Source organism: Cellulomonas sp. CW35 (assembly GCF_052378485.1).
Classification (GTDB): Bacteria; Actinomycetota; Actinomycetes; order Actinomycetales; family Cellulomonadaceae; genus Cellulomonas; species Cellulomonas uda.
The window spans coordinates 3239112-3265067 of record NZ_CP199000.1 but is presented as its reverse complement, the minus strand read 5'-3'; the positions used below and the strand labels follow the sequence as shown (position 1 = coordinate 3265067).

The 25956-nt window shown below is 74.4% G+C and carries 20 protein-coding genes; 16 read left to right on the top strand and 4 right to left on the bottom strand.

What is annotated here, in order from left to right:
• The first annotated feature begins 6 nt into the window (after positions 1-6).
• Genes ACT17Q_RS14835 through ACT17Q_RS14795 form a run of 9 tightly spaced genes read left to right on the top strand, consistent with a single transcriptional unit; the run spans position 7 to position 13996 of the window.
• On the top strand, positions 7-2112 hold the full coding sequence (locus ACT17Q_RS14835; RefSeq protein WP_444663379.1) for a TOMM precursor leader peptide-binding protein: 2106 nt from the start codon (positions 7-9) through the stop codon (positions 2110-2112).
• Positions 2109-3932 carry a TOMM precursor leader peptide-binding protein gene (locus ACT17Q_RS14830; RefSeq protein ID WP_444663377.1) on the top strand — a complete coding sequence of 608 codons (1824 nt, stop codon included), beginning with the start codon at positions 2109-2111 and terminating at the stop codon, positions 3930-3932. Before ACT17Q_RS14835 ends, ACT17Q_RS14830 begins: the two co-directional genes overlap by 4 nt.
• 29 nt (positions 3933-3961) lie before the next feature.
• Positions 3962-5542, top strand: a complete 1581-nt coding sequence (locus tag ACT17Q_RS14825) for a nitroreductase family protein (protein WP_444663375.1) — start codon at positions 3962-3964, stop codon at positions 5540-5542.
• Positions 5543-5547: 5 nt separating this feature from the next.
• The gene (locus tag ACT17Q_RS14820; RefSeq protein ID WP_444663373.1) at positions 5548-8262 is read left to right on the top strand and encodes a lantibiotic dehydratase; all 2715 of its coding nucleotides are present in this window, start codon (positions 5548-5550) and stop codon (positions 8260-8262) included.
• Positions 8259-9296, top strand: a complete 1038-nt coding sequence (locus tag ACT17Q_RS14815) for a lantibiotic dehydratase C-terminal domain-containing protein (RefSeq protein ID WP_444663371.1) — start codon at positions 8259-8261, stop codon at positions 9294-9296. Before ACT17Q_RS14820 ends, ACT17Q_RS14815 begins: the two co-directional genes overlap by 4 nt.
• Positions 9293-10429 (top strand): hypothetical protein, encoded by a 1137-nt coding sequence (locus ACT17Q_RS14810; protein ID WP_444663369.1) that lies wholly within the window; start codon positions 9293-9295, stop codon positions 10427-10429. Before ACT17Q_RS14815 ends, ACT17Q_RS14810 begins: the two co-directional genes overlap by 4 nt.
• Positions 10426-11325, top strand: a complete 900-nt coding sequence (locus ACT17Q_RS14805; protein ID WP_444663367.1) for an ABC transporter ATP-binding protein — start codon at positions 10426-10428, stop codon at positions 11323-11325. The genes ACT17Q_RS14810 and ACT17Q_RS14805 overlap by 4 nt, the downstream gene beginning before the upstream one ends.
• The gene (locus tag ACT17Q_RS14800) at positions 11322-12077 is read left to right on the top strand and encodes an ABC transporter permease (protein WP_094181687.1); all 756 of its coding nucleotides are present in this window, start codon (positions 11322-11324) and stop codon (positions 12075-12077) included. The genes ACT17Q_RS14805 and ACT17Q_RS14800 overlap by 4 nt, the downstream gene beginning before the upstream one ends.
• On the top strand, positions 12074-13996 hold the full coding sequence (locus tag ACT17Q_RS14795) for a TOMM precursor leader peptide-binding protein (RefSeq protein WP_444663364.1): 1923 nt from the start codon (positions 12074-12076) through the stop codon (positions 13994-13996). The genes ACT17Q_RS14800 and ACT17Q_RS14795 overlap by 4 nt, the downstream gene beginning before the upstream one ends.
• A 78-nt stretch (positions 13997-14074) precedes the next feature.
• Here the strand turns inward: ACT17Q_RS14795 and ACT17Q_RS14790 are convergent, their stop codons facing one another.
• Positions 14075-15307, bottom strand: a complete 1233-nt coding sequence (locus tag ACT17Q_RS14790) for an amidohydrolase (protein ID WP_094181689.1) — start codon at positions 15305-15307, stop codon at positions 14075-14077.
• A gap of 142 nt (positions 15308-15449) precedes the next feature.
• On the opposite strand from ACT17Q_RS14790, the gene ACT17Q_RS14785 reads away from it, so the two are divergent.
• The 6 genes from ACT17Q_RS14785 (at position 15450) to ACT17Q_RS14760 (ending at position 21412) form a co-directional block, all read left to right on the top strand.
• Positions 15450-15623 (top strand): thiazolylpeptide-type bacteriocin, encoded by a 174-nt coding sequence (locus ACT17Q_RS14785; RefSeq protein WP_094181690.1) that lies wholly within the window; start codon positions 15450-15452, stop codon positions 15621-15623.
• Between the two features lie 142 nt (positions 15624-15765).
• Entirely contained in the window at positions 15766-16767 is a 1002-nt protein-coding gene (locus ACT17Q_RS14780) for a helix-turn-helix domain-containing protein (RefSeq protein ID WP_094181691.1), read from the top strand.
• 150 nt (positions 16768-16917) lie between these two features.
• A complete protein-coding gene (locus tag ACT17Q_RS14775) occupies positions 16918-19416 on the top strand; it encodes a glycogen/starch/alpha-glucan phosphorylase (protein WP_444663361.1) in 2499 nt (832 codons plus the stop codon).
• A 123-nt stretch (positions 19417-19539) separates the two neighbouring features.
• A complete protein-coding gene (locus tag ACT17Q_RS14770; protein WP_444663359.1) occupies positions 19540-20505 on the top strand; it encodes an aldo/keto reductase in 966 nt (321 codons plus the stop codon).
• A gap of 22 nt (positions 20506-20527) precedes the next feature.
• Positions 20528-20884 carry a MerR family transcriptional regulator gene (locus ACT17Q_RS14765; RefSeq protein ID WP_444663358.1) on the top strand — a complete coding sequence of 119 codons (357 nt, stop codon included), beginning with the start codon at positions 20528-20530 and terminating at the stop codon, positions 20882-20884.
• A 147-nt stretch (positions 20885-21031) separates the two neighbouring features.
• The gene (locus ACT17Q_RS14760; RefSeq protein ID WP_094182434.1) at positions 21032-21412 is read left to right on the top strand and encodes a DUF5997 family protein; all 381 of its coding nucleotides are present in this window, start codon (positions 21032-21034) and stop codon (positions 21410-21412) included.
• A gap of 12 nt (positions 21413-21424) precedes the next feature.
• On the opposite strand, the gene ACT17Q_RS14755 is transcribed toward ACT17Q_RS14760, so the two are convergent.
• Both ACT17Q_RS14755 and trmB read right to left on the bottom strand, forming a co-directional pair.
• A complete protein-coding gene (locus ACT17Q_RS14755) occupies positions 21425-22282 on the bottom strand; it encodes a LysR substrate-binding domain-containing protein (RefSeq protein ID WP_444663357.1) in 858 nt (285 codons plus the stop codon).
• Positions 22279-23025: a tRNA (guanosine(46)-N7)-methyltransferase TrmB gene (gene trmB / locus ACT17Q_RS14750; RefSeq protein ID WP_444663355.1), complete on the bottom strand. Its 747-nt coding sequence runs from the start codon at positions 23023-23025 to the stop codon at positions 22279-22281. The genes ACT17Q_RS14755 and trmB overlap by 4 nt, the downstream gene beginning before the upstream one ends.
• Before the next feature lie 56 nt (positions 23026-23081).
• Between trmB and ACT17Q_RS14745 the strand changes: the two genes are divergently transcribed.
• Positions 23082-24143, top strand: coding sequence for a cation diffusion facilitator family transporter (locus ACT17Q_RS14745; RefSeq protein WP_444663353.1), 1062 nt, complete (start codon positions 23082-23084; stop codon positions 24141-24143).
• A gap of 45 nt (positions 24144-24188) precedes the next feature.
• On the opposite strand, the gene ACT17Q_RS14740 is transcribed toward ACT17Q_RS14745, so the two are convergent.
• A complete protein-coding gene (locus ACT17Q_RS14740) occupies positions 24189-25787 on the bottom strand; it encodes a cellulose binding domain-containing protein (RefSeq protein ID WP_444663351.1) in 1599 nt (532 codons plus the stop codon).
• Positions 25788-25956 lie beyond the last annotated feature (169 nt).

Here is a 25956-nt window from a genome sequence, read left to right as displayed (position 1 = left end):
ACCGCCATGAGCACGTCGTACGAGCAGATCGCCCCCACACGGCCCCGGATCCGCCGTGACGTCATCTTCACGAAGACCCCCGACGGGGTCCTGTTCCACAACACGTCGAGCGGGTTCCGGCTGACCACGGCGTCGGGCTACCGCCTGGCCACCCTGCTGGTCCCCTACCTCGACGGCACGAACCGTGTCGCCGACCTGTGCGGCTCGCTGCCGGACGCGCAGAAGGCGATGATCGGCGAGCTGATCCGCACGCTGTACGAGCGGGGCTTCGCGCGGGACACGCCCGAGGCGGGGCCCGACGTGATGGACGCGGGCGACGCCGAGCGCTTCGCGGCGCAGATCGCGTACATCGACCACTACGTCGACGACGCCCCGGCACGGTTCGCCCGGTTCCGCGCGACGACGGTCGCGGTGCTCGGCGACGACGCCGTGGCGGTCGCGTCCGCGAAGGGCCTGGTCCGCAACGGCGCGGCGCGAGTCCTGGTGACGCCCGGCCCCGTGGCGCTCGCGGCGAAGGCCGAGGCGGGCGACGGTGCGGAGGTCGTCGAGCTCGGTGCCGTGACCGGAGAGGTGACCTGGGCGGACCTGTCCGACGCCGACGTGGTGCTCGTCGCCGGTGGTGACACCGCGGCCCGTCAGACGTACGCGCTGCTCGCCGCGGGCGTGCCCGACGGTGCGCTCCTCATCCCGACGTGGACGTACGGCGAGCGCGCGGTCGTCGGCCCGACGATGCGACGTGGCGGCGCGGGGTGCTGGGTGTGCGCGGTGCTGCGTTTGACGAGCACCCACGACGCGGCCGCGGCCGCGCCGCTGTGGGCGGGCGTCACGCTGCCCGGGCCGGCCCCGCGCCCGGCGCGTCCGCTCGGTCGTCCGCTCGCGTCGATGGTCGGCAACCTGCTGGCCTACGAGGCGTTCCGCGTGATCACCGGCGCACTGCCCGGCGAGACCGAGGGCAAGGTCGTCGTGCAGAACATCGAGTCGCTCGACGTGATCGCCGAGCCGCTGCTCGTGCACCCGCGCTGCCCGTTCTGCTCGGCGGCGCCGCAGGAGCTGGACGTCACGGCGTGGGTCGAGCCGGCCGTCGTCCCGGACCTGTCCGACGAGGAGGTCGTGGCCGCGCTCAACGCGCGTCAGCCGCTCCTGCAGCCGCACGTGGGGGTCTTCGCGGGCTACGCGGACGACACGCTGCTGCAGACCCCGATCAAGGTGGGTGTCGTCGAGGTCGCGTCCGCGACCGGTGCGCGGCGCTCCGTCCCCGCGTTCGACCTGCACCACGTGGCGGGGGCGCGGCAGCGTGCGCTGGCCGCGGCGGTCGTCGGCGTCACCGCGCGGGACGCCGTGACGGCCCCGGCAGGAGCCGAGATGGAGCGCGTGGCCGAGCGCCTGGTGACCGCGGTGCGGCCGGAGCTCGTCGAGGAGGGCCCGTGGGTCACGGCGACGTCGCTCCTGAGCGGCGACCAGGTGGCCGTCCCGCTGGCCGCGGCCGAGCCGCTCGGTGCGGCCAACGCGACGCACGGCTTCGAGCCGACGCCCGCGGGCGGCGGCGCGGGTGACACGGCGGGTGCGGCGGTGCGTGCGGGCCTCGCCGGCGCGCTCGCGTACGCGGCCCTGCAGGCCACCATCCGCGGTGGGGCGGTGCAGGGCGTCGCGCTCGACAGCCTCCGCACGGACGTCGAGCTGGAGTTCCTGCTGCGCTCGGCCCGCAACCTGGACGTGGACGTCGAGGTGCTGGACCTGTCGGCGCACGCGCCGGTCCCGGTCGTGGTGGCCCGCACGACGGCCCCCGGCCGCCCGGTCTGGGCGGTCGCCGCCGACGTGTCCTGGCGGGACGCCGCGGTGGCCGCGCTGCGCGACCTCGTCGGCAGGGTGCAGGTCACCGGTGCGGGCCTGGTCGACGGTGCCGACCCGGTGCTGCCCGAGCTCGACGCGGGCACGTTCGTCGCGGCGACCACGACCGACGCGCCCCTGGACCGCGCCACCACGTGGCGCGAGGTGCGGGCCGCGCTCGAGACCGCCGGGCAGGACGCGTTCGCCGTGCAGGTCGGCGGCGTGGACGTCGCGGCGGGCGGCTTCGTGGCCGTGCGGGTGCTGCTGACGGCGGTGCGCCGGTGACCACCGTGGCCCCGCGGTTCGAGGCGCACCGCCTGGGGCTGCACGACGAGCTCGCCGCCGACGCGCAGGACGTCGCGACGCGGGTGCTGGTCGCCGGCTCGCACGGGCTGGTCGGGCCGTTCCCGGGCGCGGGCGACTCGGGGGCGTCGTGCGGCACGTGCCTGGCGCGGCGCTGGCAGGCGGCCCGCGACAAGTCGCTGCGGGATGCGCTGGAGCTCGGCGGGCCGTCCGTGCCGGTCGCCGAGAGCCCGTTCCTCCTGGCGTTCCAGCGGGACGCGGTGGAGGCCGTCCTGGCGGCGGCCGAGCAGGCCGCGGCGGGTGCGGGTCCGTACGCGAGCGTCTACCGCGTCGACCTGGAGTCGCTCGAGGTGCGCCGGGTGCCGTTCGTCCCGGACGCCGAGTGCCCGCGCTGCGGGACGGTCCGCGACGACGTGCCGCTGCGGCCCGAGCTGACGCTCGCGCCGAAGCCCGCCCCGACCGTCTTCCGCTCGCGTCACCTCGACGACTACGGCCTCGAGACCGACGCGTACGCCAACCCGGTGAGCGGCGCGCTCGGCACGTCGATGTGGTTCGAGATGACCTCGCGCTCGACGGCGCCGGCGTACGGCACGTTCGGCCTGCGCGCAGGGGAGTACCTGCGCGAGACGCTGTACGGCGGTCACGCGGACTCGGTCCGCGTGAGCACGCAGGTGGCGGTCCTGGAAGGGCTCGAGCGTGCGGCGGGTCTGCGGCCGCGGGGCCGGCGCACCGCCGTGCACGCGAGCCTGGCGGAGCTCGGCGACGTCGCGGTCGACCCGCGGGTCGGGGGGCTCTACCGGGACGAGTTCTACGAGAAGAACCCGCACATCCGGCGGTTCGACCCGCAGCGGCCGATCCCGTGGGTGTGGGGCTGGTCGCTGCGCGACGACCGCGCGGTCCTGGTCCCCGAGAACCTGGCGTACTACCACGCGGGCCCGGTCACGGAGCGGTTCGTGCAGGAGACGTCGAACGGCTGCGCGTCCGGGTCGTCCCTGACCGAGGCGACCTACCACGGGCTCATGGAGCTCGTGGAGCGGGACGCGTTCCTGGTCGCGTGGTTCGCCCGGCGGTCGCTGCCGGAGATCGACCCGCGCACCAGTGCCCTCGCGAGCACCCGGTGCATGGTCGACCGCCTCGACATGTACGGGTACGAGGCGCGGTTCTTCGACGCCCGCCTGTCGTTCGACATCCCCGTGGTGGTGGGTGTCGCGGTCCGGCGCGACGGCGGCCTCGGCACCCTGGCGTTCGGCGCGGGCGCCGGCCTCGACCCCGAGGCGGCGATCGCGGCGGCGCTGTGCGAGATCGGCACCGACTGCCTGATGGCGCCGATGCGCGTGGGCTGGGACCGCGAGCGCTACGAGGCGATGGCGGCGGACTTCACGGAGATGTACGGGCTGCACGACCACCCGCACGTGTACGGCCTGCCGCAGATGCGCGGGCACGCGGCGTTCCTCCTCGACGGACGCGACGAGCCGCGCAGCGTGGCCGAGACGTTCGGGGCCGACCGGCCCGCACCGCCCTTGGCGGACGACCTGCGCACCGACCTCGCGCACTGCGTCGAGCAGGTCGCCGCGCGCGGCTTCGACGTGGTGGTCGTCGACCAGACGACGCCCGAGCAGGAGGCACTCGGGCTGCACACCGTGAGCGTCACGGTGCCGGGGCTCGTGCCCATCGACTTCGGGTGGCTGCGCCAGCGGGCGCCGCACTCGAGCCGCGTGCGCACCGCGCTGCGCGAGGCCGGCCTGATGGACCGGGACCTGCGCGACGACGAGATCAACCCCGCACCGCACCCCTTCCCCTGACCGTGAGCCACTGAGGAAAGGACCCTCCGATGGGTTACGCGCACGACTACGCGACAGCGATCATGCATCGCGGCAGGATCCCGATGCCCCCCGAGGACTTCGTCCCGAACTGGGGTGACGCCCCGCGCCGGCACAAGCTGTACCCGGGGGCGGTCACCTTCCCGCTGCCCGACGTCGCGATCACGGCGGACGACGACGCGCCGACGGTGGCCGACGGGTTCGCGGCGGCCGGCGGCGACGAGCCGTTCGACCTGCCGTCGCTGTCGGCGATGCTGCAGTTCTCGTACGCGCTGCAGGGCCGTCGGCTGGCGCCGACCGCGAACACCGACCTCGTCTCGCTCCCGGCCTACCAGTACGCGAACTGGTACCGGGGTACGGCGTCCGGCGGGGGGCTGTACCCGTGCAGCACGTACTGGGTCGCGGGTCCCGGGGCGGAGGTCAGCCCCGGCGTCTACTACTACAGCCCGGCGCAGCACGGGATGCAGCGCCTCGTCGCGGGGGACGTGGTGGAGCGTCTGCGCCGCATCGTCGGGCCGGCGGCGGACGACGCCTCCCAGTTCCTGGTGGTGGGCGTCAAGTACTGGCAGAACGCGTTCAAGTACAACAGCTTCTCCTACCACGCGGTGTCGATGGATGTCGGCACGACCCTGCAGACCTGGCGGACGTGGGCGGGCGCGCACGGCCGGCTGATCAACCCGGTGCTGTGGTTCGACCAGGGCGACCTGTCCGACCTGCTGGGCCTCGAGCCGGACGCCGAGGGCCTGTTCGCGGTCGTGCCGATCGCGTGGGAGGGTGCTCAGGCACCCGCCAGCGGGCGGGAGCCCGGCAAGGGCCGCGTCGTGCGCTCCGACCGTGAGCGCTCGAAGGTCGTCATCGAGTTCCCGACCCTCACGACGATCCACCGCACCACGGCCGCGGCCGCGGCGGACCGCCCGGCGGTCGGCTCGCTCGCGGGCGTGGGTGCCGTGCCTCGCGCGGACGGCGCGGTGATCGAGCTGCCCGAGCCGGCCGGCCTCACGATGCCGCTCGTCACGGCGCTGCGCCGCCGCCGGTCCAGCTTCGGCCGGTTCGAGGGCCGGCCCATCAGCGCGGCCGAGCTCGCGGCGGCCCTGGCCGCGTCGGTCGCGGCGCGGGTCCCGAGCGAGATCGACGGTCCGGACGACGGCACCCTGGTCAAGTTGTACGTGTTCGTCAACCACGTCACGGACGTGCCGGCGGGCGTGTACGAGTACGCACCCGAGGCCAACGCGCTGCGGCTCGTCAGCACTGACGAGCCGGGTGAGTTCCTCCAGCAGAGCTACTTCCTGGCGAACTACAACCTCGAGCAGACGGCCGTGGTGATCGTCCCGACGGTCCGCACGCACGCGGTGCTCGACGCCGTCGGGGCCCGTGGCTACAACGTCGTGAACGCGGCCATCGGCGCGGTCTCGCAGAACTTCTACACGGCGGCGGCGGCCCTGGGGCTGGGCGCCGGGGTGGCGCTCGGCTTCGACAACATCTCCTACGCCGAGCGTCTGGGGACCACGGTCACGGACGAGGCGCCCCTGCTGATCATGCTGCTCGGCCACGAACGGGCCGGCGGCGGCGACTACCGCTACGAGCTGGGGTGACCGACGTGACGACGACGACCGAGGTGACGGGTCTGGGGACCCGCTGGACCCTGCGCGAGCACGTCGGCCTGCGGGTCGCGGGCCTGCCGTGGGACGTGACGGACGGGCTGCGCACGCTCGCCGCCACCCGCTGGGCGCACGAGGTGCTGGACGCGCAGGACGACCTGTCCGCCGAGTCCGCGCAGCTCGCGGACCTGCTGCACGAGGTGATCGGCGGGCTCGACGACGACGGCCTGCGCCGCCGGCTGCTCGCGGTCCGGCGCCAGGTGTTCAAGGACGTGCTGCCGCAGGACCTGGACGGCGTCCTGGCGGCGCTCGCGGACCTGAGCCCGCAGCTGGCGGCGCGACTGGCCGCGTGGGCGGACCGCCGTGGCACGCTCGGGCGGAGGGTCGACGACGGGGCGGCAGTGCTCGCGGCGGACACCGACGCGGCCCGCGTGCGGCTGTTCGAGCTGGCCGACGACCCCACGCTGCGGCGCGGTATCCAGCTCGCGTCACCGGCGCTGGACCAGCAGCTCGTCTCGATGACCGCGCCGGGTGCGGCGCGGCCGGCGGCGAAGCGGCTGCGCAAGGTCGAGCGGTCGCTGCTGTCCTACGTGGCGCGCACGGCGTGCAAGACCAGCCCGTTCTCGACGATGACGGGCGTCGCGGCGGCCGAGCTGAGCGAGTGGGCCGAGCCCGTGCGGGACGTCCCCGGACCGGCGAGCAGCCACGTGCGCATCAACGTGACGGTGATCGCCCGGCTGGTCGAGGCGATCCTGGGGGACCCCGCGCGCCGCGCGGACCTCGAGGTGACGCTGAGCCCCGGCTGGCGCAGCGACGGCGACCGCCTGCGGTACGTGCGGCACTGGACGACGATGGGCGACGACGACGCGTCGGTGAGCTTCGACTCGATCCGCGACGGCCTGTACTTCCTGCGCCGCAGCGGCACGCTGGACGCGCTGACGGGCTACCTCAACGACCGCGGGTCGGCGAGCGCGCGTGCGGTGGTCGGCTGGCTCGCCGAGCGCACGGGCGCGCAGGCCGAGCAGTGCGAGCAGTACCTGACGATCCTGCTCGACCTCGGCATGCTCGCGCTGCCGGGCTTCCAGACGCTGGTGCACACCCCCGACCCGCTGCGCGGGTTCCAGGTGGCGCTGGAGCGCGTGGGTGCCCGGTGGGCCGACGAGCTCGCGAGCGACCTGGACGGCCCGGTGGCCCTGGTGGACGAGCTGCCCACCGCGGACCTGGACCGCCGGCGTGCGGTGCTCGCCGCGCTGCGGGAGCTGCTGCTCGAGCTGCTCGACGGGCTCGGCGGCGAGCGGTCCCTGCCCCGCACGATCCTGTACGAGGACGTCCGGCTCGGCGACGGGCTCGTCGCGATCGCGGCGCGGCCGTGGCGGGACGCGTTCGGTGCGGACCTGGCCGCGGTCGAGCGCCTGATCCCGGCGTTCGACGTGTCGTTCCCGCACCGCCTGGTGCTGCTCGGGTTCTTCGTCGCCCGGTTCGGCCGGGGTGGACGCGCGGAGGACCTGCTGCGGGTCGTCGAGGACTTCCACGAGGACCTGTACGACCAGTACTCGTCGTACACCGCGGACCGCCGCACGTGGGACGACGAGCAGTACGTCCCGGAGGAGGACTGGCTCGGGCGGCCCGAGCTGGCCGTGCTCGACGACGCTCGGCAGCGGCTGTCGGCGCACGTGCGCGACGCGGTCGCCGGTGGCGAGCCCGAGGTGTTCCTCGACCCCGACGTCGTCGGGCTGATCGGTGACGCGCTCGACGGGGTCACGGGCGGCCCGCGGCCGCTGGGGCACTTCGCGCAGGTCGTCGGCGCCGACGACCGGATGCTGGTGCTCAACCAGTCGTTCGGTGGTCCGTCGTTCCCGTTCAGCCGGTTCACGCACGCGTTCGACGACGTCGCGGGTGGCCCGCTGGCGCACACGCTGCGCGCCGCCGCGGCCGCGCACCTGCCGTCCGACGCGGTGTACGCCGAGGTCACGGGCGGTCCCGCGACGTCCAACCTCAACCTGCACCGCCGGCTCACGGACCACGTGATCGTCTGCCCGGGGGAGTCGAGCGACGCACCCGCCGACGAGCAGATCCCGCTCGACGACCTGTACCTGCTGCACGACGCGGACCGGGACCGGCTGGTGCTGCGCTCGCGGCGTCTGGAGCGCGAGGTCGTCCCCGTCTACAACGGCTACCTGGTGCCGATGGCGCTGCCCAAGATCGCCCGCACGCTGCTGCTGCTCTCGCCGACCCTGATGGTGCGGTTCGACGTGTGGGGCGGCGTGCCGAAGACCGTGACGACCGGCGGGGTGTCGACCCGTCCTCGCGTGCGGCTCGGCTCGGTGGTCCTGTCCCGGCGCAGCTGGGCGGTCCTCGGCGCGGACCTGCCGCTGCGGGCCCCCGGCCAGTCGGACGCCGACTGGTTCCTGGGCTGGCACCGGTGGCGCCGCACCCACGGCATCCCGCTGCAGACGTTCGTGACGGTGTACCCGGCGCAGCGCACGGGCGCCGCGTCGCCCAAGCCGCAGTTCCTCGACCTGGCGAGCGTGCTCTCGCTGCAGGCCTTCGAGGCGATGGTCACCGACCCGGCCGACAAGGCCGTGGTGGCCGAGATGCTCCCCGGACCCGACGACCTGACCCTGCGGTCGGCCGACGGCCGGGGGCACGTGACCGAGATCGCGCTGGAGACCTTCCGCGCGGACGCCCCGACGCAGGACGGAGCCGGACGATGACCGCACCCGCTGGCGACTGGTTCGCCATGCACATCTTCTACGCGGCGAACCCGCAGCCGCTGCTCACCCAGTGCATCGCGCCGCTGGTCGCCGAGCTCGAGGCGGACGGCCTGACCGCCGGCCACTTCTTCATCAACTACTGGCTCGAGGGCGCGCACGTGCGGCTGCGGCTGCGGCCGGCCACGCCGGACGTCGAGCCGCAGGTGCGCGCCCGCGCGGAGCGTGCGGTCCAGGCGTACCTCGAGCGGCGGCCCGCGCTCTACCAGATGGGCCACGGCTACCTCGGGGAGCTGTTCGACATCCTCTTCGAGCTGGAGTTCCCGCAGGGCCGTCCCGCCGAGCTGATCGGCGACGACGGCCGGATGGTCCTGCAGCCGAACAACTCGTTCCAGTACCGCCCGTACGAGCCGGAGTACGGCAAGTACGGCGGCCCGGCGGGAGTCGAGCTGGCCGAGTGGCACTTCATGCACTCGACCGACCTGGTGCTCGACGTCCTGGGCACGACGAACGCGCACCTGCGCACGGTCCTGCTCGGCACGGCCGCCCAGCTCATGCTGGTGATGGCGGCCACGTTCCTGCCGGACCGGCGCGACCTGGCCGACTTCCTGGAGCAGTACCACCACTTCTGGCACCGGGCGTTCTCGGGGACGGACCTGGTCGGCACGTCCGAGTACGAGCGCATGTACGAGCCGATGGCCCCCGAGGTGGCGGCGCGCATGACGTCGGTGCTCGACGCGCTCGAGTCGGGCGACCTCGAGGCGCTGCCGCGCACGCTGCGCGGCTGGGCCGAGCACTCCGCGCAGCTGCGGGACCGCGCGGTCGAGCTCGCCGAGGCGGGAGTGCTGGTGTTCTCGAGCTGGGACGGCACGACGGACATCCGCCAGAGCGATCCCGCGCAGGCGCTGCGGACGCTGCTGTCCCCGTACCTGCACATGACGAACAACCGCTTCCACGTCACGCTGCGCGACGAGGCCTACCTGTCGTACCTGATGTTCCGGGTGCTGCGCGAGGAGCTGGCGGTGGCGGCGAGATGACCACGCAGCTGCTGGAGGCGACCCCGCGCCTGCGGCGCGGTCTGCTCGTGTCGCGTCCGCTGACCCGCGGCGCCGCGACGGTGTACGTCGTCAAGGACCGCGCGAACGGCAAGGCGTACGAGGTGCCCGCGAAGGAGCACTTCGTGCTGAGCCGGCTCGACGGCGTGCGGACGCTCGGGGACATCGGCGACGAGTACGCGGCCGCCTACGGTCGCCGGCTCGCCGAGTCCCACTGGGAGCGGCTGCTGTGGCTCCTGGGGACGCGGTCGCTGCTCGAGACGTCGTCGTCGGGCGCGCCGGTCGAGGCGCCCGCACCCACGCGAGCCGTCGCGCTGCTCGACACGCTCGCCCGCGTGCTCGGCGCGGTCGTGAGCCGCCGCGTCCTCGCGGCCGCGCTCGTCGTGCTCGGCGCCGGGCTCGTCGCGGTGCTCGTGGACCTGCCCCGGCTGCTGCCCGCCGCACGGACGGTGTTCGACGAGCCCGCGCTCGTCGTCGGCGTCGTCGTCCTGCTGTGGGCGTCGGAGGCGACGCACGAGCTCGCGCACGGCGTCGCGGCACGGTACTTCGGCTGCACGGTCACCAAGGTCAACGTCGTGGCGCTGCGGTGCGTCGTCGAGGACTACCTGTACCTGCCGTCCCGCGGCGCCCAGGTGCTGATCGCGGCCGCGGGCGTCATCACCAACGCCGCGTTCCTCGTGCCGTTCGCGGTCGTGTGGTTCGTCGCGCCGGGCAGCGCGTTCGTCGCGGCGTTCCTCGTCGGCGGCGCGGCCCTGACCCTGCTCAGCCTCGTCCCGCTCCCGCCGTGGGACGGGTACAAGATCGTCGGCCACGCGATGGGCACCGCCGGTCTGGCGGTCGAGAGCCAGCGCTACGTGTACGGGCTCGCGGCGCGGATCCGCGAGCCCCGGCTGCGCTACCCGCGCGGCGTCGCGGTGCGGCTCGGCGCGTACGCCCTCGTCTGGTTCGCGCTCGTCGCCCTGGTCATCACCGCCGTCGTCGTCGTCGCCGGCAACCTCCTGGCCGCCGTCATGGGGCCGGCGGGGCGCGGCGTCGTCATCGCGGTGGTCGTCCTCGTCGTCGCCGGGTGGCTCGCCCAGCCGGCACTGGAGAAGCACAGAAGGAGCACGCCATGAGTACAGCCATCGACGTCGTCGACCTGCACAAGTCCTACGGGGACGTGCGCGCCGTCGACGGGATCTCCCTGAGCGTCACCACCGGGGAGTTCCTGGGGATCCTCGGCCCGAACGGTGCGGGCAAGACCACCCTCATCGAGGTCGTCGAGGGTCTGCGGGAGCCCGACGCGGGCACGGTCCGCGTGCTCGGCCAGGACCCGCACCCGCGCAACCGCGCGCTGCTGCCGCGCATCGGCGTCCAGACGCAGTCCGCCGCGTTCTTCACGCGGCTCACGGCGCGCGAGCACCTGCGCACCATGGCCGCCCTGTACGGGCTCGGCGACCGGGAGGCCGACTCGGCGCTCGCGCGGGTGTCGCTCGAGGACAAGGCCGACGCGCGGGTGAACAAGCTCTCCGGTGGCCAGCGCCAGCGCCTGGCCATCGCGTCCGCGCTCGTCCACGACCCCGAGCTCGTCTTCCTCGACGAGCCGACGGCCGCGCTCGACCCGCAGGCTCGTCGGGACCTGTGGCGTCTGCTCCTCGACCTCAAGGAGGCCGGCAAGACGATCGTCTACACGACGCACCACCTCGAGGAGGCGGAGGTGCTGTGCGACCGGGTCGCCATCGTCTCGGCCGGCCGGGTCGTCGCGCTCGGCACGCCGCGCGACCTCATCGGCGAGTCCGACCCGCGGGTCCAGCTCGTCGTGCCGCGCCGGCGGCTCGACCCGCAGGCGGCGCACGAGCTGCCCGGCTCGCCGGACGTCGCCGTCCACGGCGAGGACGTGGTCCTCACCACCCAGGACCCCGGTCCGCTGCTCGCCGCGCTCAGCGCGTCCGTCGGGCTCGACGGCGTCCGCACCCGCACCGCGTCCCTCGAGGACGTCTACCTCGACCTGATCGGAGCCCCGAAGCCATGAGCACCTACACGGCACTGACGAAGGCGACCTACAAGGCGAACGTCCGCGACGTCGCCACGGTGTTCTTCACGTTCGCGTTCCCGCTCGTGTTCCTGGTCGTGTTCGGCACGATCTTCCGCGGCCAGGAGGTCGGCGACACCGGCCACGGGTACGTCGACTTCATCGCGTCGGGCGTCCTGGCGTGGGGCATGGCGAGCGCCGCGCTGTTCGGCGTCGCGTTCACGCTCATGCAGTGGCGCAACGACGACCTGCTGCGGCTCATCCGCCTCTCGCCCGCGAGCTTCGGGTCGGTGATCGGTGCGCGGTACACCATCGCGCTCGCGCTCGGCCTCGCGCAGGTCGTGCTGTTCATCGGCGTCGCGGTCTCGCCGTTCTTCGGCATGCGGGTCGGGCCGCAGCCGTGGCTCGTCGTGCCCGCGGTCGTCGCCGGCGTGACGGCGTTCATGGCGATCGGCGTGATCATCGGCTCGGTGGCGAACACCCCGGAGGCCGTCGCGGCGATCTCCAACTGCGTGGTCGTGCCGATGGCGTTCCTGTCCGGCTCGTTCCTGCCGCTCGACATGATGCCGGACTGGCTGCAGAGCTTCTCGAAGGTCCTCCCGCTGCGCTACCTCAACGACGCGACGGCGTACTCGCTGGTCGGTGCGGGCGACGCGGGCGACTACCTGACCGCGCTCGCGGTCCTGCTGGGGTTCAGCGCCGTGTTCCTCGCGATCGGTGCCAAGGTCTTCCGCTGGACGCGTGAGTCATGAGCGTCGCGACGGCCGGGGCGCGAGCCCCGGCCCCGCTGCACGAGGCGTTCGCGGCGACGCGTGACCAGCTGCAGGAGGCGCTGACGCTGCTGGCCCTCGAGCGGGGCGTCGTCGAGCCGCGGGTCGTGGTGCTCGGCGCGCAGGACGTCCTCGCGGCGCCGGACCTCGAGCGCCGGGACGCGACGGTGCACGTGACCGGGGGAGCGGTGCTCGTCGGGCCGCGTGGTGCGGGCGCGTGCGGGCACTGCCTCGGCACGCGGTGGCAGCGACTGCGCGCGCGCACGCACCGCGACGCGCTCGAGACCGGCACGGACCTGACCCCGGTGGGGCAGTGGCCGGTCCTGCCCGCGTACGTGGTGGACGCCGTGTGGCACCTGTACGAGGCGCTGGTGGTGGCCGACGAGCCGCCCGCGCTCGGGGCGGCTGACGCCGCGAGCCGCCGGCTCCCGCTGGTGGCGAGCCTCGACCTCGCGACGCTCGCCGTGCGCAGCACGGCGCTCCTGCCGGACCCGAGGTGCCCGAGCTGCGGCGTGCGGGTCCCCGACGGTCCTCGGCAGGCGACCGTGCGCCTCGAGGAGCGCGTGAAGTCCTCGCCCGGCTCCTACCGGCAGCGCGCCCTGGACGACTACCCGCTGCCGGAGGCGGCGCTCGCGAACCCCGTCTGCGGCGCGCTCGGCGCGGGGGCCCTCATGACGGTGACGTCGCCGACGACCGCACCCGTCTCCGGCAGCATCTTCATCCGGGGGTACGGCGGCCTGCTCGACGTGTCCTGGAGCGGGCAGGCCAACTCCTACGCGACGAGCCGCCGGCTCGCCCTCATCGAGGGCCTCGAGCGGTACGCGGGCACGCACCGGCGCCGCAACGCGGAGCCGGTCATGGCCGCGTACACGGACCTCGAGGGGTTCGCGCTCGACCCGTCGACGTGCGGGTTCTACCCGGCGGCCGCCTACGAGTGCGACCCGATGATCGCCCCGTTCTCCGCGTCGGCCGTGATCCCGTGGGTGTGGGGCTGGTCGCTGCGCGACGAGCGTCCCGTCCTGGTGCCGCGCCGGCTCAGCCACTACAGCTCGGGGGCGGAGCACGACAACTTCGTGCTCACCACGTCGAACGGCTGCGCGACGGGCAGCACCCTCGAGGAGGCGGTGCTCCACGGGCTGCTCGAGCTCGTCGAGCGGGACGCGTTCCTCGTCGGCTGGTACGGCAACGCGGACCTGCCGGAGATCGACCTGGCGTCCGTCCCCAGCCCGCTCGTGGCGGCGATGGCCGACCGCGCCCGGCTCCAGGGGTACCGGATCCACGCGTTCGACAACCGGATCGACATGCGCATCCCGGCGGTCACGGCCCTCGCCGTGCGGTCCGACGGCGGGCTGGGGACGTTGTCGTTCGCGGCGGCCGCGCACTTCGACCCCGTCCGCGCGGTCGAGGGCGCGATCGAGGAGGCCTTGACGTACCTGCCGCACCAGGCCAGGACCGTCGCCGACCGCCGCCAGGAGCTCGAGGCGATGGCGCGCGACTACTCGCTGGTGCACGGCCTGCCGGACCACGCGGCGCTGTTCGGGCTGCCCGCCATGGCGCGGTTCGCGGACTCCTACCTGCACCCCTCGCGCACCGCGTCCCTGGACGAGCTCTACCGCGAGTGGCAGGCGGTGCGGCCGAGGTCGCTCGATCTGCGCGACGACCTGCGGGCGTGCCTCGACGAGCTGGCCGAGCACGACGTGATCGTCGTCGACCAGACGGCGCCGGAGCAGGAGCCGATGGGGCTGCGGACCGTGTGCGTGATCGTGCCCGGCCTGGTGCCGTTCGACTTCGGGTGGACCCGGCAGCGCGCGCTCACGATGCCGCGCACGTGGAACGCGCTCGGCACGTCGGGTGCGGTGTCGGCCGCCGACCTGCGGCGGGTCCCGCACCCGTTCCCCTGAGCGACGACGACGGCCGGGGCGAGCAGCATGCCTCGGCCGTCGTCGTGCGTCGGGCAGTGCCGCTCGAGCCGTGACGAGTCAGGCGGTGGCGAGCGCGCGGACCGCGACGACGAGCGCGTCGACGCCCGCCGCGAGTGCGCGGGGCGCGTCGGGCGCGTACCGCGGGGAGTGGTTGGCCGGCAGCGACGAGAGCTTCTCGAGCGCGCTCGTGCCGGGCGCCGCGGCCCACGCGGCCGGTCCGACGGCACCGAGCATCCAGTAGCCGAGCGGCGCGCCACCCGCGGTGAGGTGGGCGACGTCCTCGGTGGCGAGCGAGGGCGGCCACCACGTGACGCGCTGGGCCCCCAGGTGCCGCACGTGGGCGTCGCGGACGGTGGCGGTGACGCCGGCGTCGGGCTGCGTCACGGGCGAGCGGGCGACCTCGACGACGAGCGGCTCGGCCGGGCACCCCGCGCTCGCGCACTGCGCGTGGACGATCGCGCGGACGCGCTCCACCAGCCGCACGAGGGTCGTCTCGGCGACGGCGCGCACGGTCACCTCGAGGGTGGCCACGTCGGCGACGACGTTGGGCGGGCTGTCGACGTGGAGGCGGCCGACGTTGACGATCACGGGCTCGCTGGGTGACGCCGCGCGGGACACGACCGTCTGGAGCTGCAGCACGATCGACGCGGCGACGACCGCGGGGTCCACCGTGAGGTGCGGTGACGCGGCGTGGCCGCCCCGACCCCGGACGGTCACCGCGAGCGTGGCGCTGCCGGCGAGCACCGGCCCGCCGCCGTGCGCCACCATCCCCGCGGGGAGCGGCACGGAGTGCTGCGCGAGGACCGCGTCGACGGGTCCCGTGACGTCGAGCAGCCCGTCCGCGACCATGGCGGCGGCCCCCTCGAGCGTCTCCTCGGCGGGCTGGCCGACGACGACGAGCCGCCCCCGCCAGCCGGACCGGTCCCGCGCGAGCGTGTCGGCCGCGCCGGCGAGCGCCGCGAGGTGCAGGTCGTGCCCGCACGCGTGCATCACCGGCCGGCCGCCCGACGACGTGGCCGTGCTCGCGTAGTCCAGGCCGGTGTCCTCCTGGAGCGGGAGCGCGTCGAGCTCGGCCCGCACCAGGACCGTCGGCCCCGGCCCGTTGTCGAGCGTGCCGACGACGCCGTGCCCGCCCACGCCCCCGACGACGCGCAGCCCGCTCTCGCCGAGGGTGCGGGCGAAGGCGCGCGCGGTGCGCACCTCCTCGCCCGACAGCTCGGGGTGCGCGTGCACGTCCCGGTACAGCGCGAGGGCACGGGTGAGCGCGGCTGCGGGCGCAGGCGTGGTCATGCCAGCAGTCAACGCCGTCCCGCTCACACGTCGATGGCACGCCGTGACAGCGGTGTGTGAGCGGCGCGCACAGCGACTCGCGAGGCGGCACCGGTTGTCTTGTCGGCAGGGGACGGACCCCTGGCGAACCGAAGGAGTCATCATGACCACGAACGACATCGCGAACCTGTCCGGCGAGATCACGGCGCTCGAGTCGGAGAACTTCGAGATCTCGGACTACGCGGACGCGGCCGAGGCGATCCTCGCGTCCTGCTCCTCGTCGTCGAGCACCTCGACCTGCTCGAGCACGACGTCGACGACGAGCTGCACCGCCTGACCCGTGGCACCCCGGCGCGTGCGGGCCCCGGTCTCGCGGCCCGCACGCGCAGCACACGGCCGCACCCGGGTGGCATAGAGTACGGCCCGGTGTGACCTGTGACACGAGGGGGGCCAGGTTGCTGAGCGGGACTGCTGCGTCGTTGTTCCTCTACGTCACGAAGAACCCGGGGTGGACGGTCGAGTCCGCATCGGTCGACCTGGGGGTCCGTGTCGTCGACATCGAGACCGCGCGGCACGACCTGCTGGACCTCGGTCTGCTGACCCCGGAGCACGCCGGGAGCGAGGCGCTCGTCGCGGCCGCTCCGGACGTCGCGCTCGCGGGGCTCGTCGACCCGGACGAGCGGCGCATCCAGGAGCTGCGCGCGTCGGTCGCCGGCCGGCGCCGTGACCTCATGGCGCTGCTGCCCGCCTACCGGCTGGCCCGCGAGAGCGCGGTCGCGACCGAGCGGGTCGAGGTCGTCGAGGACCCCGAGACGGTGCTGAGCCTGCTCATGGACATGGGCCGCCGTGTGTCCACCGAGGTGCTCATCGCGCTGCCGGGCGCCAGCACGAGCGTGGAGCGTGCGGAGGAGTCCAACGCGAAGGACCGCGTGCTGCTCGAGGCGGGGGTGGCCCGTCGCACTCTCTACGACCACCGGCGCCGCGAGCACGTGCCGACGCTGCGCACCGTGGCGGAGCTCGAGCCGTTGGGCGCGCAGTTCCGCACGCTGCCCGACATCCCGTTCCGGCTGCTGGTGTTCGACCGCAGCCTCGCGCTCGTCGCGCGGCAGCGGGACGCCGCGGACCGCGCGGCGCTCGTCCTGCGGGACCCGGACCTCGTCGCGACGTTCGCGTCGCTGTTCGACGCCGCCTGGGAGGTGGCGCTGCCGTTCCACCCGGAGCAGACGCAGGAGCGGCACGACGCGTGCGACGGGCTCGGGGAGCTGCAGAGCGCGATCCTCGTGGGCCTGAGCCGCGGCCTGACCGACGAGGTGCTCGCGAGCCGGCTCGGCATCAGCGTGCGCACGTGCCGGCGGCACATCGCGGCGCTGTTCGAGCTCCTCGGTGCGGAGAGCCGGTTCCAGGCGGGGGTCCTCGCCGTGGCGCGCGGGTGGGTGAAGCCCACGACCGGCGTCCGCCCGCCCGTGTCCGGCTCCGCCTGACGGCACAGGAGCGGCGGCGTCCCTCGCCGAGGACCTCGTCGGGGACGGGCGTATCGTGGCGATGAGGCGTCACCCGTACGGGTGAATCTGGATGCCCGTTCATCGATGTTCGCAAGAATTGCAAGGACTTTCGTCATTGCACAGACACACATGGTGGTTACGGTGGCTCTTGTGACGGCAGACACGACACCCCCTATCGCCACGCGCGAGCACACGGTCGACGGCTTCACGAGGGAGTTCCTGCGCGAGCTGAACTTCGGGCAGGGCGTCGACCTGACCCGCGCCTCCGTGAACGACAAGTACCTGGCGATGGCGCGCACGGTGCGCCACTACCTCATGACGCGGTGGATCGAGACGCTGCGCCGCCAGGCCGAGCTGCAGGCGAAGTCCGTCGCCTACCTGTCCGCGGAGTTCCTCCTCGGCCGCCAGCTCGACAACGCGCTGCTCGCGTCCGACCTGCAGGACATCGTCCGCGAGGGCCTCGCGAACCTCGGCATCGACCTCGACGAGCTGCGGGAGGCCGAGGTCGAGCCCGGTCTCGGCAACGGCGGCCTCGGGCGCCTCGCGGCGTGCTTCATCGACTCGCTCGCGACCATGAACGTCCCGTCGATCGGGTACGGCATCCGCTACGAGTACGGGATCTTCCAGCAGACGTTCGTCGACGGGCGTCAGGTCGAGAAGCCCGACGACTGGCTGCGCCTCGGCTCGCCGTGGGAGTTCCCCCACCCCGAGGCCGCCGTGACCGTCGGCTTCGGCGGTCACGTGGAGCAGTACCAGGCCGACGACGGCGTGGTCCGGCGCCGGTGGGTGCCGGGCTGGTCCGTGCTGGGCGTGCCGTACAACTACATGGTCCCGGGCTACGCCAAGGGCCGGGTCAACACCCTGCGGCTGTGGAGCGCGCGCGCGACGCACGCGTTCGACCTGCAGATCTTCAACTCGGGCGACTACGCCGAGGCCGTGCGCGCGCAGACGTTCGCGGAGAACATCTCCAAGGTCCTGTACCCGGAGGACTCGACGCCCCAGGGCAAGGAGCTGCGCCTGCAGCAGCAGTACTTCTTCGTCGCGTGCTCCATCAAGGACTTCGTCGACCAGGTGCTGCCCGAGGGCTACGACCTGCACCGGCTGCCCGAGCGCATCGTCTTCCAGCTCAACGACACGCACCCGGTGATCGCCGTCCCGGAGCTCATGCGCGTGCTCGTCGACGAGAAGGGCTGGGAGTGGGACGAGGCGTGGGCGGTCACGAAGCAGTGCTTCGCGTACACGTGCCACACGCTGCTGCCCGAGGCGCTCGAGGTGTGGCCCGTCGAGCTGCTCGGCCGGCTGCTGCCGCGCCACCTCGAGATCATCTACCGCATCAACGACGAGTTCCTCGCCGAGCTGCGTGAGACGTACCCGAACGACGAGCTGCGCGTGCGCCGCATGTCGATCATCGCGGAGTACCCCGTGCGCGCGGTCCGGATGGCGTACCTCGCCACCGTCGCCGCGACCAAGGTCAACGGCGTCGCCGAGCTGCACAGCCAGCTCCTGCGCGACAAGGTGCTCGACGACTTCGCGGGGTACTGGCCGGACAAGTTCACCAACGTCACGAACGGCGTGACACCGCGCCGGTTCGTCAAGCTGTCGAACCCGGGGCTGTCGGACCTCGTCACCGAGGCGATCGGTGACGGCTGGGTCACCGACCTCGACCAGCTGTCCGGCCTCGAGCCGCTCGCGGACGACGCGGAGTTCCGCCGCCGGTTCCGCGAGGTCAAGCAGGCCAACAAGCGGCGCATCACCGACGTGCTCGCGGCGCGCGACGGCATCGAGGTCCACCCGGACACGATGTTCGACGTCATGGTCAAGCGCCTGCACGAGTACAAGCGCCAGACGCTCAAGCTCCTGCACATCGTGTCCCTGTACGAGAAGGTCACGACGGGCAAGCTCCGGCTCGAGGACGTCACGCCCCGCACGTTCGCGTTCGGCGCGAAGGCCGCTCCGGGCTACGTGCTCGCGAAGCAGATCATCCACCTCATCAACGCGGTGGGCTCGACGATCAACTCCGACCCGGCCCTCGAGGGACGGCTCACGGTCGCCTTCCCGGCGAACTACAACGTCACGCTCGCCGAGACGCTCATCCCGGCCGCCGACCTGTCCGAGCAGATCTCGCTCGCCGGCAAGGAGGCGTCGGGCACCGGGAACATGAAGTTCATGCTGAACGGTGCGCTGACGATCGGCACGGACGACGGCGCGAACGTCGAGATCCGCCGGCTCGTCGGGGACGAGAACTTCTTCCTGTTCGGGCTGACGGAGCCGCAGGTCGCGGAGCTCGTGGACCGCGGGTACCACCCGTCGGCGTACTACGAGACGAACGAGGACCTGCGCCACGCGCTCGACCTCATCGCCTCGGGTGCGTTCTCGGGCGGCGACCGCGCCGTGTTCGAGCCGGTCGTCTCGAACCTCCTCAACGAGGACCGGTTCCTCGCGCTCGCGGACTTCCAGGCGTACGTCGACGCGCAGGCGCGGGTCGACGAGGCGTACGCCGACACCGAGGACTGGACGCGGCGCGCGGTGCTCAACGTGGCGCGCGGCGGGTTCTTCTCGTCCGACCGGTCGATGCGCGACTACATCGACGGCATCTGGCACACCCACCCGGTCCCGCCGGGCAGCTGACCGCCGCTTGCACGGACGCCCTCGCCTCCCGTCCGGGGGCGGGGGCGTCCGTCGTCGTCCCGACGGTGCCGACGGAACCCGGGGGCTTGACCTGGAGCGCGCTCCAGGTCGCAGGCTCGTCCCATGCAGACGGACCGCACGCACCCCGACGTCCCGACGACGACCGCCGAGCCCGTGCTCGGCGCCATGTACTTCGGCACGCGCGCCGACGAGGCGCTGTCCACCGACCTGCTCGACGCGTACGTCGACCTCGGCGGCCGCTGGGTCGACACCGCGAACTGCTACTCGTTCTGGGCGGACCCGTCGGGCGTCGGCGGGCAGAGCGAGCGCGTGCTCGGCCGCTGGTTCGCGTCGCGTCCCGGCGCGCGCGAGCGCGTCCTGCTCGCGACGAAGGTGCGGCACCAGCCGCTGGTCCCGCACGAGTGGCCCTCGTCCGCGGAGGGGCTGTCGGCCGACGCGATCGCGCGCGGGTTCGCGCAGTCGCTCGACCGGCTGGGCCTCGACTCGGTGGACCTGCTGTGGGCGCACGCGGAGGACCGGTCCGTGCCGCCGGCCGAGACCGTCGCGGCGTTCGGCGCGCTCGTCGCGGACGGCTCCGTCGCGCGTGTCGGCGCGTCGAACCACGCGGCGTGGCGCGTCGAGCAGGCGCGCGCGATCGCGCGTGACCTCGGCGTCGAGCCGTACAGCGCGGTCCAGCTGCGGTACTCCTACGTGTGGCCCCGGCCCGGTGTGACCCTCCCCGAGGGCGGCCACGTGCACGCCGAGCGCGACCAGCTCGACCACGCGCGCACGCAGGGCCTCGACGTGTGGGCGTACTCGCCGCTGCTCACGGGCGCGTACGTGCGCGACGACCGCCCGCTGTCCGAGGGCTACGACCACCCCGGCACGCACCGGCGGCTCGCCGCGCTCGCGGCCGTCGCCGACGAGCTCGGCGCGACGCGCAACCAGGTGGTCCTCGCGTGGCTGCTCGCCCGGGGCATCAGCCCGATCCTCGGCGTGAGCTCGACCGCGCAGCTGACCGAGGCGATGGCCGCGCGTGACCTCGAGCTGCCCGACGACGTGCGCGCGCGCCTCGACGCGGCCGTCTGAGGCCGGTGCGAGCATGGCGGGCATGACGGGGTTCGCACCGGGTGAGGTCGCGCGACGCACCGGCCTGACGCTCGACACGCTGCGCTACTACGAGCGGGAGGGGCTCGTCGGCCCCATCGAGCGCTCGGTCGGCGGGCAGCGCCGGTACGACGAGGACGACGTCGCCTGGATCGGCATCGTCACGTGCCTGCGCGACGCGGGGCTGGGCATCGCCGACCTGCGGCGGTTCACCGAGCTCCTGCGTTCCGAGGCGGGGCAGGACGACCGCGTCGCGTTCCTGCGCCGCCGCCGCGCCGAGCTCGTCGACCAGGCCGATCGCATCCGCACCGCGGTCCGCGTGCTCGACGACAAGATCGCCCACTACTCCACCCACACCTGATCCCCGCACCGCCCACCCCGCCGAGCGCGGACGGCCGTGAGCGGCTGCACCCGCACGGCGTCAGCAGTCGGGCCGAACCGTCCGCGCTCGGCGGGTGGGGTGGGACGTGACGCGTAGGGTTGGCGCGTGCCCAAGAAGACCCAGGAGATGAAGCCGTCCACCGCGGCGGCCAAGCTCGACGTGTACCTGCCGGCGACGCCCGAGGAGTTCCGCACGGGCACGGTGACGCGCGACGAGCTCGCGGAGCTGCAGCGCAACCCGCCCGCCTGGCTCACGGAGCTGCGCCGCAACGGGCCGCACCCGCGCAACGTCGTCGCGGCCCGCCTGCGGGTCTCGACGTCGGGGCTCGCGCGTGCGGGCGTGACCGACCCGCTGACGACCGACGAGATCAACGCGCTCGTCGCCGACCCGCCGCAGTGGCTGGTGCGCGAGCGTCAGACGTTCGAGGAGGTGCGCCGCGAGGAGCGCCGCCTCGAGGCGCGCGAGGCCGACCGCCGCGCGGAGCAGGCGCGCCGCGAGCAGGGCTGACCCGGCCGGGCGTCAGCGGCGGCCCTTGCCCCCGGAGCGTCCCGACGGGCGCCCGCCCGACGTGCCGCGCCGGCCCGAGCCCGACGAGCCGCCCTTCGCGGCCGACCGGCCCGTGGGCTTGCGGCCGCTGCTCGACCCGCCACCCTTGCCGGCGCTCGTCTTGCCGGCACCCGCCTTGCCGGCACCCTTGCCGGTCCCGGACCGGGCCGGCTTCTCGGGCGCGCCGTCGGACGGGGCGCCCGCGCGGCCGCGGGACGACGCGGCGGTGCGCCCGCGGACGATGCCGATGAGCTCCTCCGTCAGGTCGTCGTACGCGTCGACGAGCCACGCGAGGCCCACCGCCGAGCCGGGGGCGTCGGTCACGGGTCGGGTCGTCAGACCGCGGCGCAGGTGCAGGCGCGCGACCGAGTGCGGCGCGAGCAGCACCGCGTGGCCCGCGGCGACGAGGTCGAGCGCCTCGTCGGTCGTCGCGGCGTCCCCCGCGAACCGCTCGCCGGGCGCGTCGGACCAGCCGAGCACGTCGTCGGCGGGCACGACGAGCGTCTCGTCGGCCAGGTCCGCCGCGGCGATCTCCTCCGCGGCGGTGAACAGGTGGTCCTTCGCGACGACGACGACGGTGGCCTCGGTGTACATCGTGATGACGTCCACCCCGTCGCGGTCCACCGGCAGGCGCAGCAGGCTCGCCGCGACCTCGCCCGCACGCAGCGCGCGCTCGGCGTCCGCCGCGGGCACGGGGACGAGCTCGAGCGGGACGTCGCGGATGCGCTCGGACCACACGCGCACCCAGCGGCCGGGGTTCACGCCCGGCACCATCCCCAGGCGGAAGCCGGGTGCGGTCGTCGTCGCACGATCGTCGGGACGGTCGGTCATGAGCGGCGCCTCGCGATCACGTCGGTCGACGCGCGGCCGGTGGCGAGCGCGCGCGCCTCGAACTTGGTGACCGGGCGGTGCTCCGGCCGGGGGACGGGACCCGCGGAGTCGAGGCCCGGGTCGCCCGCGAGCACCTCGACCATCTGCTCGGCGTAGGGCACCCAGTCGGTCGCGACGTGCAGCGTCCCGCCGACCCGCAGGCGCGAGCGCAGCAGCGCGACGTGCTCGGGCTGGACCAGCCGGCGCTTGTGGTGGCGCGCCTTGGGCCACGGGTCCGGGAAGAACGCGTGCACCGCGTCGAGCGACCCGGGTGCGAGCGCGGTGCGCGCGAGCTCGAGCGCGTCCCCGTGCGCGACGCGCAGGTTCGTCAGGCCCAGACGCTCCGCCAGGAGCAGCAGGTTCGCCAGGCCGGGCAGGTGCACCTCGACCGCCAGGTAGTCGCGGTCCGGGTCGGCCTGCGCCATGGCCGCCGTCGTCTCGCCCATGCCGGGGCCGATCTCCAGGACGACGGGCGCGGTGCGGCCGAACAGCGCCGCCGCGTCGAGCATCCCGTCCGCGGTGCGCGGGAACGGGGCGGCCTCGTCGTGCACCGAGAACCCGAGGCGGCCGAACAGCCGGTCCAGCGCGTCCCCGCGGTCCCGCCCGAGCGACGCGCGGCGCGGGTGGTAGGTGCGCAGCGGCTCGTGCGGGCGCGCGGCGGCCTGCCGGAACAGGTCGCGGTCGACGGGGGTGGCGGGGGGCACGGGGCCAGCCTACGGACGCCGCGCGCGCGTGCCGACGCGTCGCTACTGTCGCCCGCATGGGGACCCTCGCGTCGGGCTCGTCCGACGAGGCCGCAGGGACGGGCGCGCCGGCCGGAGCGCCGGCCCCTGGTCCGGGCGCCGCCGCGCTCCCCGGCCTGACCGAGCACGACGAGGGCTCCGGCGGCGAGAGCACGCTCACCGTCGCGATCGCGTTCGCCGCGAACCTGCTCATCGCGGTGGCCAAGACCGCCGCTGCCGTGGTCACCGGTGCGGCCTCCATGCTGGCCGAGGCCGCGCACTCCTGGGCCGATGCCGGCAACGAGGTGTTCCTGCTGATCGCGCAGCGCAAGGCCGCGCGGCCGCCCGACCGCACCCATCCTCTGGGCCACGGCCGCGAGGTCTACGTGTGGTCGCTGTTCGCCGCGATCGGGCTGTTCGCCGTCGGGGCGGGCGTGTCCGTCACGCACGGCATCTCCGAGCTGCGCCACGGCGAGCCCGCGAGCGACTTCGGTGTCGCGTACGCGGTGCTGGCCGTCGCCTTCGTCCTCGAGGGCATCTCGTTCCTGCAGGCCCACCGGCAGGCCAGTGCGGCGGCCCGACGACGCTCGAGCGGCGTGCTCGAGCACGTGCTGGGCACCTCCGACCCGACCGTGCGCGCGGTGTTCTTCGAGGACGCGGCCGCGCTCGTCGGCATCGTGATCGCGGCTGCCGGGATCGCGGCGCACCAGGTCACCGGCTCGGCGGTGCCGGACGCGGTCGGGTCGATCCTCGTCGGCGTCCTGCTGGGGGTGGTCGCGGTCGTGCTCATCGAGCGCAACCGGCGGTTCCTCGTCGGGCAGGTCGTGGACGACGGGGTGTGGAACGCCGCGCTCGCGCTCGTCGCCGCGCAGCCTGAGGTCGCCCGGGTGACGGACCTGCGCCTCGAGCTCGTCGGCGCGCGCCAGGTGTTCCTGTCCGGGGCGGTCGACCTGACGGGCGAGCCGGGGGAGACCGCCGCGTCCCACCAGCTCGCCGCGCTCGAGCGGCGCATCCGTGCAGCTCCGGGCGTCGTCGGCGCGATCCTGTCGCTCTCCGAGCCCGAGGAGCCCGCGCTCACGCCGCGGCCCGTCCGCCGCTGAACGGACGGGCCGCGGCTGTCTGGTGAGGCCGCGGTCGCGGCCCGGTCAGGCCGCCGGGACGGCCGCCGCGCAGGTCGTCGTCGTCGACGTCGGCGCCGGGCCGGACCCGATGAACCCCGCCTCGGTGGACTGACCCGCGGTCAGGGACGCGTTCCAGCCGGCCCCCGCCACGGTGACCTGCGCGCCGGACTGCGTGAACACGCCCGACCAGCCCTGCGCCACCGAGCCGCCCGCGGGCAGCGCGAACGTCGCGCGCCAGCCGGCGATCGGGCTGCTGCCCGCGGTGACCTTCAGCGTCGCCTGGTACCCGCCCGGCCACGTGCCAGCGACCGTGAGCGTCGCGGTGCACCCGCGTGCCGACGACGTGGGGGTGGGGGTGGGGGTGGCCGTCGCGGTGGGCGTCACCGTGGGAGTCGGAGTCGGAGTCGTCGTCGGAGTGGGTGTCGCGGTCGGTGTGGGGGTGGGCGTGGGCTGCGGGTCGTCGAGCAGCGGGTCGAGGAGCGCGACGAGCCGGTCGGCGAGCACGCGGTGGTCCGCGAGCGACGGGTGCCAGTGGCAGCCCTGCAGGTCGAGCGGCGCGTCGCTGTAGTCCCACAGCACGACGCGCGTGTCCCCGGCCGCACGTGCCGCGTCGACGACCTGCCGTCCGAGCGTGCGCTGGTCGGTCCCGCCCGACGCCGCGACGCTCACGACGAGGTAGGCGCCCGCGTTCTTCGCGCGCAGGCTCGTCAGCAGCTCGCGGTACGCCTGCACCCACGCGGTGCGCAGCGACGCCGCCGTCCACTGCTCACCCGAGCCGACGGGCGTCGAGAAGTCGTTGATGCCCAGGCCGATCACCACGGCCTCGGGCGTCCAGCTCGCGGGCCGCTGCCACACGTCGCCCGCGACGGCGAGCAGCGCGCGGTCCGCGTACGTGCGGAAGCTCGTGCCCGGTTCACCGCCCGCGTAGTTGCGCACGAGCCCGCGGCCCGAGAACGCGTTGAGCTGGTAGTCCGCGCCCAGCGTCCGGGCCGCGATCGCCCCGAACGACCGGTCGGCGTTCGTCGTGCGGTTCACCTGGTCGCCCGAGCAGTCGCGGGACGTGGACTCGTTGCCGTAGCCGGCCGTGAACGAGTCGCCGAGGAACTCGAGCTGCAGGTCGCGGGGCGCGGGTGCGGTGAGCACCTGACCGCCCGGTGCGGCGACGAACCCGCGGAACGTGCTGGTCGCCCACGGCGACTCGTTGCGCTTGACCACGCGCACGGTGTGCGTCCCGGCGGCCAGCCCCTCGACCCAGCGGGTCGTCGTCCCGGGCATGACGAGCGTCGCGACGCGGGCGCCGTCGATCTGGATCTCCCAGTCGGCCGCGGAGTCCGACAGCCGCACCCCGACGCCGGTGCCCGTGAACCGGCCCTCGAAGTACACGCCGGGCCAGGACAGCTGCGCGGAGCCGTCGGCCGCCGCGGCGACGCGGCCCGCGGTGTGCGCGGTCGCCGCGAGCTGGGGGTCGAGCTCGGCGGCCGCGGCGGCGGTCGCGCCCGCGAGCGTGCCGGCCAGGACGGCGGCCAGCGTGGCCGCGAGGGTGCCTCGCCGCAGGCGCGTGCGCCCCGCGGTGTCCGGGGTGGTCCCCGGGTGTGTCGTCGTGCCCGTCCTCGTCGACCGCACGTGCGCTCCTCCCCGCGGACGGCCCGTCCGCAGCCCCGCCCGCCGCCGGGTGCGGGCGGGCCGGGTCCTGGTTACCGCTCCCGGCGGCCCGGTCAGCACCGGCGAACCGTTTCACCCCGTCACCCGGTCGGCGGCGGGCCGGGCGGGTGCAGCGCGCCCTGTCGAAGCG